This window comes from Flavobacterium lacustre (genome assembly GCF_027474525.2).
GTDB lineage: Bacteria > Bacteroidota > Bacteroidia > Flavobacteriales > Flavobacteriaceae > Flavobacterium > Flavobacterium lacustre.
Genome location: NZ_CP114882.2, coordinates 1247283 through 1261573, shown reverse-complemented (window position 1 = coordinate 1261573; position 14291 = coordinate 1247283). Strand labels below are relative to the sequence as shown.

Below are 14291 nucleotides of genomic sequence, written 5' to 3'. Positions count from 1 at the left end.
ATGAATTTTAATTTATTATACCCTTTGATTTACTGTAAAAACAAATTCCTTATTTACCTTCCGAATCTGAACTGTAATTACCATTTGCTGGCATCATAGTAAAGACATCTCCTTTAGTTTTTCGTTTGGTGTATTTTTCTATAGAGCGTTTTACCAAATCCTCTAAATCTTTTTTGGATTCGTCTAATTCCTCAGTAGTAATTGTATATTCTTTTGACTTTGAAATGGACTCTAATATACTTTCTTTTTTCTTTTCGTACTTTTTGATGTTCTTATAATTATTCTGATTATTGTCAAAAGGCACTAATTTAACTGCCGCTTTAATGGCTCCCATTTGAGGTTCAGAATCAATTATATAAACTTTTCCAGCTTCAAGTTCCGCTTCAAGATAATCTGAATTTTCAGATTTTGACCAAAACAAATGTTTCCCAGGCTCACATTCATATACTAAGTACTTACCGTAATTGAATTTTCCTAAATATTGTTCTCCATCAAAATATTTAAAATTGATTAAAAAACCAACCGAAGATGATCTTACAAAATAAACTAATGATTTTCCTTCACTAGGCTTCTTAAGATCTTGCGAATACATTGCTGTTGCAAATAAAACTACGACTATTAAAAGTACTTTTTTCATATAAATCTATCTAAATAAATTTTTATCAAAAACCATTCTGATAGCATCTGCCTGACGACGTTTTGCACGAGTATAACTTCCTGCTGCCGGTGCGGAATATGCTTTTAACGAAGCTAATCTCCATTTCACCAAATCAAAATTCATCAACATGTAACTGTAAGCTCCCATGTTTTTTGGTTCTTCTTGTGCCCAAACATAATCATCAGCATTTGGATATTTAGCGATAATCGCTTTTAATTGTTCTACCGGTAATGGGAATAATTGTTCAATTCTAACAACTGCCACATCTTTACGACCGTTATTTTCTCTTTCGGCAGTGATGTCATAATAGAATTTTCCGGTACAGAAAACCAGTGTTTTCACCTCGGCTTTATTCACTGTTTCATCATCGAATGTTTCTTGGAAACTACCTGTTGCAAATTCTTCAACAGAAGAAACTACTCTTGGATCACGCAATAAACTCTTTGGTGTAAACACAATAAGTGGCTTACGGAAAGTAGTTTTCATTTGTCTTCTCAACAAGTGAAAAAAGTTGGCTGGCGTTGTACAATCTGCAACATACATATTATGTCTGGCGCAAAGTTGTAAATAACGTTCCATTCTTGCCGAAGAGTGTTCCGCTCCCTGCCCTTCATATCCGTGAGGCAATAATAAAACAATACCGTTTTGATTATTCCATTTGTCTTCTCCACAAGAAATATATTGGTCAATCATAATTTGGGCTCCATTACTGAAATCTCCAAACTGTGCTTCCCAAATTGTTAGTGTTTTTGGATTCGCTAAAGCATATCCATAATCAAAACCTAAAACTCCATATTCTGATAAAAGCGAATTGAAAATATTGAATTTTCCGTTTTTCCCTTCTAAATTATTCAACAGAGTAACTTCTTCCTCTGAATCTTCTACCTTAACAACCGCATGACGGTGAGAAAAAGTTCCACGTTCCACATCCTGCCCAGATATACGTACATCGTATCCTTCGGTTAAAAGTGAACCATATGCCAAATGTTCGGCCATAGCCCAATCCAACTTATTGGTTTCGAAAAACATTGTTTTTCTGTCGTTGATTAGTTTCTGAATTTTACTGATAAATTTCTTGTCTTCCGGTAGATTACAAATCACATTTGCAATTGCCGTAAGTCCATCTTTAGAAAAAGTAGTATCTACTTTTTGCAGCATTTGCGTATCGGTAACTTGTTCAAATCCGCTCCATTCATTTTTCATAAACGGAGTAATTATCGTCAAATCTTTTTTACGTGATGCTTGAAGATTGTCATCTAAATCTTGTTTATAGGCTGTTTCTAAATCCTTAACAAAAGTATCTCCAATTACTCCTTCTGCTAATAGTTTAGCCGCATAAATATCTCTTGGATTTTGATGTTTTGCAATGATTTTGTATAAAACAGGCTGTGTAAAACGAGGTTCATCACCTTCGTTATGTCCGTATTTTCTATATCCTAATAAATCTATAAATACATCACATCCAAATTGCATTCTGAAATCTAATGCAAATGACATGGCGTGAACAACTGCTTCTGCATCATCTGCATTTACGTGTAAAACGGGCGATAAGGTTACTTTGGCAACATCTGTACAATACTTAGAAGAACGAGCGTCTAAATAATTTGTTGTAAAACCAACTTGGTTATTGATTACGATATGAATCGTACCTCCGGTTTTGTAGCCGTCAAGTTGCGCCATTTGTACAATTTCATAAAGAATACCCTGACCTGCAATTGCAGCATCACCGTGAACGGCAATTGGTAATACTTTAGAAAAATCATCCGGGAAATATTTATCTTGTTTTGCTCTGGTAATCCCTTCAATTACAGCTCCCACTGTTTCAAGATGAGAAGGATTTGGCGCTAAATTGATATTAATGCTTTTTCCAGTGCTTGTTTTTTTATCGGCTGTAAGCCCTAAATGGTATTTTACATCACCATCAAAATATTCCTGATCGTAATCTTTACCATCAAATTCTCCGAAGATATCTTGTGTAGATTTACCAAATATATTGGCCAAAACATTCAAACGTCCACGGTGAGCCATACCCATCACAAACTGTTCTACTCCTTTTTCTGCAGCTTTTTCAATTAAAGCGTCAAGCGCAGGAATAATAGATTCTCCCCCTTCAAGTGAAAAACGTTTTTGACCTACGTATTTTGTATGCAAGAAATTCTCGAAAGAAACGGCTTGATTTAATTTATTTAAAATAGCTTTCTTTTCGTCAACCGAAAAATTAGGCTGATTGTCATTAACACCCAATTTATTTTGAATCCAATCAATCACTTCAGGTTTACGAATATACATATACTCCACCCCGATGTGTTGGCAATAAATAGTTTCTAAATGAGTGATAATCTTTTGTAGCGAACAAGGCGCGATTTTAATCACTTTTGCAGCATCAAAAACCGTGTTTAAATCGGATTTCGAAAGTCCAAAATTTTCAATATCTAAAGTTGGAGTCGAACTTCTTCGTTCTCTAACCGGATTGGTTTTAGTAAACAAATGCCCACGAGATCTGTAGCCATCAATTAATTTCAAAACATTAAATTCTTTTTGAAGTTTTTCTGACACAAGGGTGCTTTCAACATTTCCAGACGCTACATTTGCAATGTAAGTTACTGGATTTTCGTCATTATAAGTTGCCATTCCAAAGTCAAAACCTTGAAAAAAACTTCTCCAGCTTGGCTCAACGCTGTCTGGATTTTCTAAATATTGATCGTATAATTGTGCAAAAAATTCGGTGTGTGCTGCGTTTAAAAATGAAAACCTATCCATAATAGTTGTGAATGTACTTTTTTTGTTAAATCGATGGACAAAAGTACAATAAAGGAATATATTTAATTCAGTTTTTTACTTACTTTTACGTTAATATTTGTTAAATTAATCCCATAATCATGAAAAAAAATCATTTTTTAGCCGTTTCGAAACCTTTTTTAATTTTCGCAAGCTTATTTTTTTTCACATCATTATGGGCACAACAAAATTCTTATCGCTCGACTTCTTCTGATGATTTTTGGGAAAAAGTACAATTTGGTGGTGGTATCGGGTTAAGTTTTGGTTCCGGATATACTGATATTGCTTTATCACCGAGTGCGATTTATAATTTTAATGAAACTTTTGCCCTTGGTATGAGTCTTCAAGGCGGGTACATTTCTTCAAAAAACTATTACAAATCCTATACGTATGGCGGCAGCTTAATCGGTTTAATAAATCCGATTCCGCAAATTCAACTTTCAGCAGAGTTAGAACAATTACGAATAAATACAGACTACATCTATTTAGAATCTGATAATTTCTGGAATACTGCCTTGCATCTTGGCGCAGGATATCGATCCGGAAACGTTACTATTGGCGCCCGTTATGACGTACTGCACGATGACAACAAAAGCATTTACAGCGACGCTTTTATGCCATTTGTTCGGGTTTATTTTTAAATTTTATTTGTATTTATTGCGAAACCAAACCTTTTGCCATTCTCTTTTTAGAATCAAAAAAACGACTTGTTCAGCTAAAATTACCAGATCTGAACCGTCCAGCTTTTTTATTTCCTCTTCGGAAACATCAATAATGTAAAGCAAATTGAGGTATTCGGCAAATTTATATTGAATCAGCCTGTATATTTTTTCATGCAGTTGCAACTTAATTTCATTGGGCAAAAGACTTAAAGGAAGATCAATTCCTTCGTTTGCCAAATTAAAATCCTTATTAATTTGTTCAATTAATTTAAGGTATAAATTTTCCGTTTCGGCTTCAGAAAGCAATAAGTCTGTCGATTTTGGCGTGATAAAATTCATAAATTACAGTATCGTTTTTAATTTTTTATTTTCCCAAACAGCAACTATTTTAGCCAAAAGGACATCACCTCCTGCATAGAAAAACACGGCTCCCATTGGCGGATTTACCGCAGAAATTGTGCCAAATATCTTAGGAACCCATTTCCAGCACCCAAAAAAAGTGCCCACTAATTCTATAAAAATAACACATAGTGCAATGAAATAATACAAGTTTTGCCAACGTTTTCTTTTTAAAAGTAAAAAAAACAAAACGCCAAACAGCATCGAAAAAATATCTTTGAGAAATACACCAACGGACAAAAAAAGGGCTATAAAAAAAACTGCAAAAAACGTCCTTAAACCTTTTTCATTTTTAATCGCCCAAGAACTTTCAGAAAAAACATAGCCCGAAGCGTATACAATTGCATGGCCAAAAGGCACATATAACGGAATATCATTCGAGCGATACGCATACATTGCTAACCATTTGCAAAAAATCAATTCTCCGATATACGAAAGGAAAACCATGACAAACATCAATTTCCTCAGATGCGAATTCGAAGCAAAGAAAAAGAGTGAGAAATAAACTATCGCCAAAAGATTAGTTATTTGTCTGGCATCAAAATAGTGTTTTGTAAAAAAAACAGAATCAATTCCAAGCGCAATAATAGTAAAAATAGTAAAGAACAGCGCATAAAACATCCGCTTTTGCGCAGGCTGATTTTCGCCAGTAAAAAAGTAGTTGTTTATGGAATACCCAAAAGAATCCGGCTTATTAAAAACTAACATGGGACTAGACTTTTCTTCCCATCAAGTTCTCGCCAAAAGACTGTAATTTGTCTTTTTTCTCGTTATCAATATTGATTTTCTGTAAGGTTTCAAATGCTTTCAAAGTGTAATCCTGAATCGCTTGCTGTGTAGCTTTTGAAGCTCCGGTTGCATTGAAAATCTCCTTAACTTCTTGTATTTTATTGGTGCTGTCGTCCGGATGATTAGAGAATAAATACAATAATTTTTCTCTTTCTTGCGGGCTGGCAAACTCAACAGCTTTAAGGTATAAATAGGTTTTTTTGTTTTCAATAATATCTCCTCCAACTTGTTTTCCAAAGGTTTCAGGATCTCCAAAAGCATCTAAATAATCATCTTGCAACTGAAATGCTAATCCTAAATTCAATCCGAAATCATAAATTAAATTGGCATTTTCACATGATGTTTCTGCTACAATTGCGCCCATTTTCATTGCCGCAGCAACTAGAACAGCGGTTTTATATTCGATCATTTTGAGATATTCCGGAATGGTAACGTCTTTTCGGGTTTCAAAATCTACATCCCATTGTTGTCCTTCACAAACTTCTAATGCTGTTTTACCAAATAATTTTGCCAAATCCCTGAAAACTGTCGGTTCGTATTGCTCAAAATATTGATACGCCAAAATCAACATCGCATCTCCCGAAAGAATAGCAGTATTGATATTCCATTTTTCATGAACAGTTTCGTTACCTCTTCGCAAAGGCGCAGCATCCATAATATCATCATGAACCAACGAAAAATTATGAAAAACTTCTACCGCCAAAGCAGCCGGCAAAGCCTTTTTATAATCGGCATCAAAAACTTCCGCACTCATTAAAGTCAGAACAGGACGCATTCTTTTGCCTCCAAGGTCTAAAATATAATGTATGGGTTCATACAAGTTCTTAGGCTCCTTGATGGTGTATTGCGATTGTAAATAATCCGAAATAAATTGCTGATACTGGTAAATAGAATGCATAAAATAGAATTCAAATTTGGAAAAGGCCAAATATACGATTCCATTATGAATTATAAGTTTTAAAAATAGCTCTAATTTAAAGTTAGTGTCATGCCAACATGAAATAATTGAAAAAACATTGGAAACTATTTTGGTATTCAAAGTTTCCTATTTATATTTGCACCGAATTAAAAGAATCAAAACGGTCTCTTTTCTTTCAAAAAAGAACCCAGAACCCAAACAAAGCCCTAATTATTATGAAAACTACATGGAAAATTGATTCAAGCCAATCGGATGTTTTGATTAAAATGAGACATTCAATAATCGCCTACTTAGCCGGAACAATTAATAAATTTAAGGGACATGTAGATATTAGGAACAATGAAATTGAAGATGCATCAATAGAATTTTCATTAAATGTAAATAATAAGGAAACAAAACTGGAACATATAGATACGCATTTAAGATTAAATGATTTTTTAGACATCAACGAATATCCAATTATCAGTTTTAAATCAACGTCGTTCCAAAAAGTAAATAAGAATATCAATTTTTTAAAAGGAAATTTAACCATCAAAAACATAACAAAAGTAGTAGAACTTGACGCTGAATTCATTGGTTTCAATGCGTATAACGGAGACCGAAAAGCGGCTTTTGAAATAACTGGAGACATCAATCGCAAAGATTTTGGACTTTCATCCAATTCTTTTACTCAATCCGGAGGAATAGCTGGCGGACAAGACATAAAGCTTATTGCGAATTTAGAATTTACTGCTTAATCATTAAAAAAAGAAAAAATCTATTTTGACACCAAACCCTTTGTATTTGTAACGAAGTTTATTAAAAATCGAAACACATTAAGGAAAAAAATAAAATGAAAAATAAAATCATATCAAAAGCAACCGACCTTTTCTTAAAACTAGGTTTTAAGAGCGTTACCATGGACGACATTGCGTGTGAAATGTGCATTTCTAAAAAAACAATTTACAAGTATTTCTGTAATAAAGAAATACTGATAGCCGAAAGCACCGAAGCGGTACACAAAGCGGTACATCAAAGTATTGATACAATTGTAGCGAGAAATCATAATGCAATTGAAGAAAATTTTGAAATCAGAAAAATGTTTAAAGAAATGTTCAAATCTGGAGATACATCTCCTGTTTATCAATTAAAAAAACATTATCCTGAAATTTACGATACCGTAATGTCAAGAGAAGTTAACGAATGCAATACCGTTTTCAAAAAAAATATTGAGAAAGGGATTCAACAAGAATTATATCGAAAAGACCTTGATGTTGATACTTATGTTCAGTTTTACTACACCCTAATTTTTAGTATAAATGGCAACACGAGCTCCGAAAAAGAAGCAAACAGACTGGAATTTGAAGCATTAGAATACCATACCAGAGCAATGGCAACGCCAAACGGAGTTGTCGAATTAGAAAAACAAATACAACACTTTAATATATAAACATTGATCAATGAAAAAAATACTATTAATCACCTTCTTAGCTTTTGTAATAACAGCAAAATCACAAGAATCGAATAACACTAATGTAGAGAATCAAACAACAAAAACCTATAGTTTTAGTTTAGAACAAGCTATAACACACGCTTTGATTAATAACTACAGTACTATTAATGCGGGTCGTGATATAGAATCTGCCAAAAAGAAAAAATGGGAAACTACTGCGATGGGATTACCACAGATAAACAGTAGTTTAGATTATCAAAACAATATTGAACTGCAAAAATCCTTAATTCCAGCCGAATTTTTTGGAGGGAACAAAGGAGAATTTTTGGAAGTAGCTTTTGGAACTAGACACAATATGACCGCTAGAGCAACCTTGAGTCAATTGTTATTTGACGGTTCTTATATTGTTGCTTTACAAGCTTCAAAAACGTATTTAAAATATTACGAAAATGCGAAACTAAAAACAGACATTGACACTAAAGAAATGATTATCAATGCCTATGGAAATGTTTTATTAGCCGAAGAAGGAATTATTATTCTTGAGAAAAATAAGGCAACTTTAGAAAAAACACTGTTTGATACTAAAGAAACATTTAAAAATGGATTAATTGAAGAAGAGAATGTAGAACAACTTCAAATCACTCTTACTTCAATTAACAGCAATATAAACTATAACAAAAGATTGTTAGACGTTTCGTATAAAATGCTAAAAATAGCTTTAGGGATTGATATTGACGCTGATTTAAAACTAACAGATAAGTTAGACAATTTGACTATTAGTAATCTAGATATGGCTTTTTCACAAACTGGCTTTATTGTTGGAAATAACATTAATTACCAAATGGCTCAAAACTTTCAACAACAAAAAGAGTTAGAACTGAAATTAGAAAAAAGCAAAGCGCTACCTACATTATCGGCTAATGTAAATTTTGGATACAATGCATTCGGAAATCAATTCCAGTTTTTTACTCAAAACCAAAAATGGCTTAACTATTCTAATCTTGGAATAAGCTTAAACGTTCCAATATTCAGCAGTTTAGCTAGAACTGCCAGAACACAACAAGCTAAAATAGCTTTAGAAAAAGCAAAAACACAATTAACAGAAACAGAGCAAAGATTGAAATTGCAGTATGCCAATGCAAAAAGTGAATATGAATTCAGCATTGAAGAGTACGAAACAGCAAAAACTAATTTGAACCTAGCTGAACGCATTGAGAAAAAACAGCAAATAAAATTTACAGAAGGATTATCTTCTAGTTTTGATTTCAATGATGCGCAACGTCAACTGTATGCCGCACAACAAAAATACTTACAAACGATGGTTGAAATTATCAATAAAAAAGCCAGCTTAGAAAAAGTAATAAACAAAATATAATGAGCAACATAAAAGATATACTTATGAAATCAACGCAAAAATTCCAAAAAATCAATACTATAAATATGACCAAAAAAATACTATTATTCACCGCACTATCTGTTTTCTTAATCTCGTGTTCAGATAAAGAAACTAATACTAATATTGAAACTTTATTAGCTTCAAAAAATCTTACTTCAATCAAAGCAAAAAGAGCGGAACTTCAAGCTCAAATAACACAAATTGATGCAGCTTTAGCAACTTTAGAAACAGCTAAAGTTGAAGAAGCTTTAGTTTCTGTAGTTACTGTAAAAGACACTGTTTTTAGTCACTATCTTGAAGTTCAAGGAAATGTACAAACAAAAGAGAATCTTATTATTTATCCTCAATTCTCAGGAATACTAACTTCATTAAATGTAACTGCTGGACAAAGAGTTAGCAAGGGTCAGGTATTAGGAATAATTGATGATGGTGGTTTGAGCCAACAATTAGCACAAGTTCAATCACAATTAGCATTAGCAAAAACTACATTTGAAAGACAAAAACGTTTGTGGGATCAAAAAATTGGTTCAGAAATTCAATATCTTCAAGCACAAACAAATATGATAAGCCAACAAAAAGCAGTTTCTCAAATTAATGCTCAATTAGCAAAAACTAGAGTAATAGCTCCTTTTTCAGGTGTAATTGACGAAACTTTAATCGAAAGAGGACAAGTAGTTGGACCTGGTCAAGGATTAATGCGAATTGTAAATCTAAATAATATGTATGTTTCAACATCAGTACCAGAAACCTACATTGGAAAACTAAATACAGGAACAAATGTTGATGTGTATTTAACTTCATTAAACAAAACCTACACTGGTAGAATTAGACAAGTAGCTAATAACATCAATCCAAACAACAGAACGTTCAGCATTGAAGTTTCAGTACCTAACAAAGAAAACTTGTTAAGACCAAACCAAGTAGCAAAACTTAAAATTGTAGATTATACTTCTAAAAACGCAATTGTAGTTCCTACAAATGTAGTTCAAGAAGATGGCGAGAAAAACAACTTTGTCTACATCGTTACAAACGCTACCGCTACTTCGGGAGTTGCTAAAAAAGTTATCGTTACTGTAGGACAATCTTCTAATAACGCAACTGAAATTTTAAGCGGATTATCTGCAAATGATATCGTAGTTACGGAAGGTGTAAACACTATTTCAGACGGAATGAAATTAAATTTCTAATTAGGACACAACCTCAATAAAATAAAATATATGAGTCACCAAAATAAAGAATTCGGAATATCCAGCTGGGCTGTTGATAACCGAGTTACCGTTTACATCTTGACCTTATTAATTGTTATTACAGGTGTTATCGCTTATGTAACAATGCCGCGTGAAGATTTTCCAGAAATCATCGAAAACAAAGTTTACATTTCATCTGTTTTCCCAGGAAATTCAGCCGAAGATGTAGAAAAATTAGTCATCAAACCTTTAGAAAAAGAAATCAAAAACATCAGTGGAGTTGACAAAGTAACTTCAAGTTCATTTCAAGATTATGGAATGATTATCGCTGAGTTTTCAGATGATGTTTCTATCGAAGAAGCTAAAACTAGAATTAAAGATAAAGTTGACAATGCCAAAGCGGATACAGATTGGCCAAATATGGACAACGGAAGTAAGGTAGAACCAAATGTATTCGAATTAAACATTTCGGAAGAAGTGCCAATTTTGAATATCAACTTACAAGGGAATTACACTACGCAACAGCTTAAAAAGTATGGCGAATTACTTCAAGATGATATTGAAGAAATTACAGAGGTTAAGAAAGTTGACATTCTTGGAGTAGATGATAAAGAAGTTGAAATTGCAGTTGACATCTTCAAAATGACAGCAGCACAAGTGACTTTTGATGAAATTCAAATGGCTGTCAAAAACGAAAATATGACCCTTTCTGGAGGAAATCTAGTTTCTCAAGGTTCCAGGAACAACATTAGAATCATCGGTGAAATTAAAGACCCGAAAGAATTAGAGAACATCATTGTAAAATCTTTTGGTGGAGCAGTTTACTTAAAAGACATTGCTAAAATTTCGTTTAAGGAGAAAGAAAAAACAACTTATGCTCGCGAAAAAGGAAATGAAGTTGTGATGCTAAACGTGAAAAAACGTTCTAATCAAAACATGATTTCTGCTATTGAGCAAGTAAAAGAAAAATTAGAAGACGCTAAAAAATCTTATTTACCTTCTAACTTAAAACTAACACTTTCTAACGATCAATCCTCAAGAGTTGAACACCAAGTAAGTGAATTATCAAACCACATTATCTTTGGTATTGTATTGGTAATGATTGTATTAATGTTTACAATGGGTTTACGTAACTCTTTATTTGTAGGAGCTGCAATTCCGCTTTCTATGTTAATGGCATTTAGTATTCTTTCAGCTTTTGGATTGACGTTAAATACGATGGTTCTTTTCGGATTAGTAATGGGATTAGGTATGTTAGTTGATGACGGTATCGTGGTAGTTGATAACGTATTTGCCAACATGAAAAAAGGAATGGACAGAGTTACCGCTTCCAAAGTTGGTATTGGCGAAATCGCTTGGCCTGTAATCTCATCAACGGCAACTACTTTGATGGCATTTTTACCATTCTTGTTATGGCCGGGAACAATGGGTAAATTCATGAAATATTTCCCAATCACATTGACGTTTACCTTATCCGCTTCTTTATTCGTTGCAATGATTGTAAATGCTGCAATGACGGGTGGTTATATGGCTATTGACGACAAAAATGTTTCTAAAAAATCAGCTAAATTATATTCTATTATTTTTACAATAGTAGCCGTAGTTTTTGTTCTTGTTGGAAATGTTTACGATATAAAATTTGCAAAAGCAATTGGGCATTTGGCAATAATCTCCTTGGTATTAATGTGGTTGTATAAAATTAAATTATACCAATGGACTCAAGATTTTCAACATGACTTTTTTCCAAGAATGGAAGACAAGTACAAGAACTTTTTGGCAAAAATACTTACAGGCAGAAAAGCATGGTTGGCTTTAGCAGGAATTATTGGAATGTTGTTTTTCTCCTTTATTTTATTGGGAATTTTCCCGAGAAAAGTATTGTTTTTCCCTGACAATATTCCAAATCAAGCTATTGCTTATATTGAATACCCACAAGGAACTTCAATTGAGAAAACTAATAAAGCTACCTTATTCGTAGAAAAACAAGTTATCTCCATTTTACAGAAATATGTAGATCCTAAAACAAATGAAAATTTCTTAGCAGAATCTATTGTTTCTCAAGTAGGTGTTGGCGCAGGAAATCCAAATGTAGATGCGGGTTCTGCTTCTGAAACGCCATATAAAGGAAAAGTAACTGTTAATTTCTCTGAATTCAAATTCAGACAAGGTATAAATACTGCTGATATTTTAGAAGAAATCCGAGGGAAAGTAACTGGAATTGCGGGAGCTACCGTTACAGTTGAAAAAGATGCTAATGGTCCTCCAGCAGGTTACCCAATTAGTATTCAGTTAACTGGAACTGATTACGATAAAATGCTTACACAAGCTGATGATATGATTAAATTCATTGATTCAAAAAACATTCCTGGAATTGAAAAATTAAGCATTGATGTAAATAAACAAAGTCCAGAGTTAGAAGTAAGTGTTGACCGTGTTAATGCAGGAAGTATGGGCGTTTCAACAGGGCAATTAGGTTTTACTTTACGTCGTTCTGTTTATGGTCAGGAAATCTCTACTTATAAAGAAGGGGATGATGATTATAATATTGTGATGCGCATGCAGGATGATCAACGAAAAAACGAAAACATTCTTTTCAATCAATCGTTGACTTTCAGAAATCAAAATAATGGTCAAATTGTTCAAATTCCTGTTTCGGCAATATCCAAAACAGAAAAAACAACAACTTACAACCAGATTAAAAGAAAGAATCACAAACGAATAATGACTATTTATTCAAATGTATTAACTGGGTATAATGGTGATGAGATAACTAAACAAATCCAATCGGATTTAAAAAGCTATCAATTACCAAAAGACATTAGTTACTCTTTCTCAGGTGTTCAAGAAGAACAAGGTAAAAACCAAAGTTTCTTATTGTATGCTTTGTTTTTAGCCATTGCTGGAATTACAATTATTATTGTTTTACAGTTTAATTCGGTTTCAAAAACGATGGTAATTTTATTCACGGTAATTTTGAGTTTTAGTGGTGTTTTCTACGGATATGTCATCGCCGGAATGGATTTCGTAATCTTAATGACCATGATGGGAATTATATCTCTTGCGGGGATTGTAGTGAAAAACGGAATTGTATTGATGGATTTCTTTGTCCTTTTATTAGACAAAAAGGTTGCTGAAAAACACTTAGAAAGCCATGATGATTTAACTCTTGAAGAAATAAAAGAAGTAATTATCGAATCTGGGAAATCACGTTTACGCCCTGTATTACTAACAGCGCTAACAGCAGTTTTAGGATTAATTCCATTAGCAATTGGATTAAACTTTGACTTCTTCTCATTGATTACAGACTTTAATCCACATATTTTCATTGGAGGAGATAACGTAATGTTCTGGGGGCCGTTAGCTTGGACTATTATCTTTGGATTAACTTATGCTACCGTTCTGACTTTAGTAATGGTTCCTGTAATGTTCTATCTGGTTAAGAGAACCAAATATTGGTTAAGAGACCGTAAACAAAGTAAACTAGAACAAGAAACAATGTAATTCTTACTTATTAAAAAAGCCCACTACAATTATTGTAGTGGGCTTTTTTATTTTATAAAATGAAAACTATATTAATTGCTGATTGCAATCGCTTCTTGTTTCCAATTTTTAACCATAGCGATAGCATTATTAGAATAATCTACTTCGCTTAAATTCTTTTCATTCCAGAAAAACCATTTTCCGGTTTTGATTCCATCAGCATAAAATCCAGAAGATTTTTTGCTTCCATCCTCATTATAGGAAACCCAAAATCCTTCTAATTTTCCATTTTCAAAAAAACCTTCTTGTTGTACTTGTCCATTTTCAAAAAAGTAAGTTGCTTTCACTTGTTTTCCAAAAGGCTCTAATACTGGTTTTGCTTCTTGAGCAGAAATTACTCCTGTGAATAAAATAGCTGCTAAAATTAAATACTTTTTCATATCGTTAGTTTTTAATGTTTTATAGATTTGTTATTCAAAATTAAATAATATTTTACATTTAAAATACATTTACATAACAATTTAGTAACATTAGACAAAAACTTAACATTGGAAAATTAAAAAGTATAAAAAAAAGCCAGTGTTTACGCAC

The 14291-nt window shown here is 32.9% G+C and carries 12 protein-coding genes; 6 read left to right on the top strand and 6 right to left on the bottom strand.

The features are described 5' to 3' along the window. Positions 1 to 49 precede the first annotated feature (49 nt). Together O6P34_RS05615 and O6P34_RS05610 are read right to left on the bottom strand one after the other, a co-directional pair. Entirely contained in the window at positions 50 to 637 is a 588-nt protein-coding gene (locus O6P34_RS05615) for a hypothetical protein (RefSeq protein ID WP_269686346.1), read from the bottom strand. A 6-nt stretch (positions 638 to 643) separates the two neighbouring features. Next, complete coding sequence (locus O6P34_RS05610; protein ID WP_269686345.1) at positions 644 to 3418, bottom strand: 2-oxoglutarate dehydrogenase E1 component; 2775 nt, start codon at positions 3416 to 3418, stop codon at positions 644 to 646. Between the two features lie 119 nt (positions 3419 to 3537). Between O6P34_RS05610 and O6P34_RS05605 the strand changes: the two genes are divergently transcribed. Then, positions 3538 to 4077, top strand: coding sequence for a hypothetical protein (locus O6P34_RS05605; RefSeq protein ID WP_269686344.1), 540 nt, complete (start codon positions 3538 to 3540; stop codon positions 4075 to 4077). A 3-nt stretch (positions 4078 to 4080) separates the two neighbouring features. Here O6P34_RS05605 and O6P34_RS05600 read toward each other — a convergent pair whose 3' ends face one another. From O6P34_RS05600 to O6P34_RS05590, 3 genes are read right to left on the bottom strand one after another with little or no spacing between them, the layout of a single operon-like run. Further along, positions 4081 to 4437, bottom strand: a complete 357-nt coding sequence (locus O6P34_RS05600; protein WP_269686343.1) for a hypothetical protein — start codon at positions 4435 to 4437, stop codon at positions 4081 to 4083. Positions 4438 to 4440: 3 nt separating this feature from the next. Beyond that, a complete protein-coding gene (locus O6P34_RS05595) occupies positions 4441 to 5205 on the bottom strand; it encodes a hypothetical protein (protein WP_269686342.1) in 765 nt (254 codons plus the stop codon). Between the two features lie 4 nt (positions 5206 to 5209). Next, complete coding sequence (locus O6P34_RS05590) at positions 5210 to 6184, bottom strand: polyprenyl synthetase family protein (protein WP_269686341.1); 975 nt, start codon at positions 6182 to 6184, stop codon at positions 5210 to 5212. Between the two features lie 236 nt (positions 6185 to 6420). Here O6P34_RS05590 and O6P34_RS05585 point away from each other — a divergent pair, with 236 nt between their 5' ends. The 5 genes from O6P34_RS05585 to O6P34_RS05565 all read left to right on the top strand — a co-directional run bounded on the left by O6P34_RS05585 (position 6421) and on the right by O6P34_RS05565 (position 13721). Next, positions 6421 to 6942: a YceI family protein gene (locus O6P34_RS05585; RefSeq protein ID WP_269686340.1), complete on the top strand. Its 522-nt coding sequence runs from the start codon at positions 6421 to 6423 to the stop codon at positions 6940 to 6942. Between the two features lie 95 nt (positions 6943 to 7037). Then, entirely contained in the window at positions 7038 to 7634 is a 597-nt protein-coding gene (locus tag O6P34_RS05580) for a TetR/AcrR family transcriptional regulator (protein ID WP_269686339.1), read from the top strand. Between the two features lie 10 nt (positions 7635 to 7644). Further along, positions 7645 to 9012 (top strand): TolC family protein, encoded by a 1368-nt coding sequence (locus tag O6P34_RS05575; protein WP_269686338.1) that lies wholly within the window; start codon positions 7645 to 7647, stop codon positions 9010 to 9012. Between the two features lie 23 nt (positions 9013 to 9035). After that, complete coding sequence (locus O6P34_RS05570; RefSeq protein ID WP_269686337.1) at positions 9036 to 10220, top strand: efflux RND transporter periplasmic adaptor subunit; 1185 nt, start codon at positions 9036 to 9038, stop codon at positions 10218 to 10220. A 30-nt stretch (positions 10221 to 10250) separates the two neighbouring features. Next, positions 10251 to 13721, top strand: coding sequence for an efflux RND transporter permease subunit (locus tag O6P34_RS05565; RefSeq protein WP_269686336.1), 3471 nt, complete (start codon positions 10251 to 10253; stop codon positions 13719 to 13721). Positions 13722 to 13792: 71 nt separating this feature from the next. Here O6P34_RS05565 and O6P34_RS05560 read toward each other — a convergent pair whose 3' ends face one another. After that, positions 13793 to 14140, bottom strand: coding sequence for a toxin-antitoxin system YwqK family antitoxin (locus O6P34_RS05560; RefSeq protein ID WP_269686335.1), 348 nt, complete (start codon positions 14138 to 14140; stop codon positions 13793 to 13795). Positions 14141 to 14291: the final 151 nt, after the last annotated feature.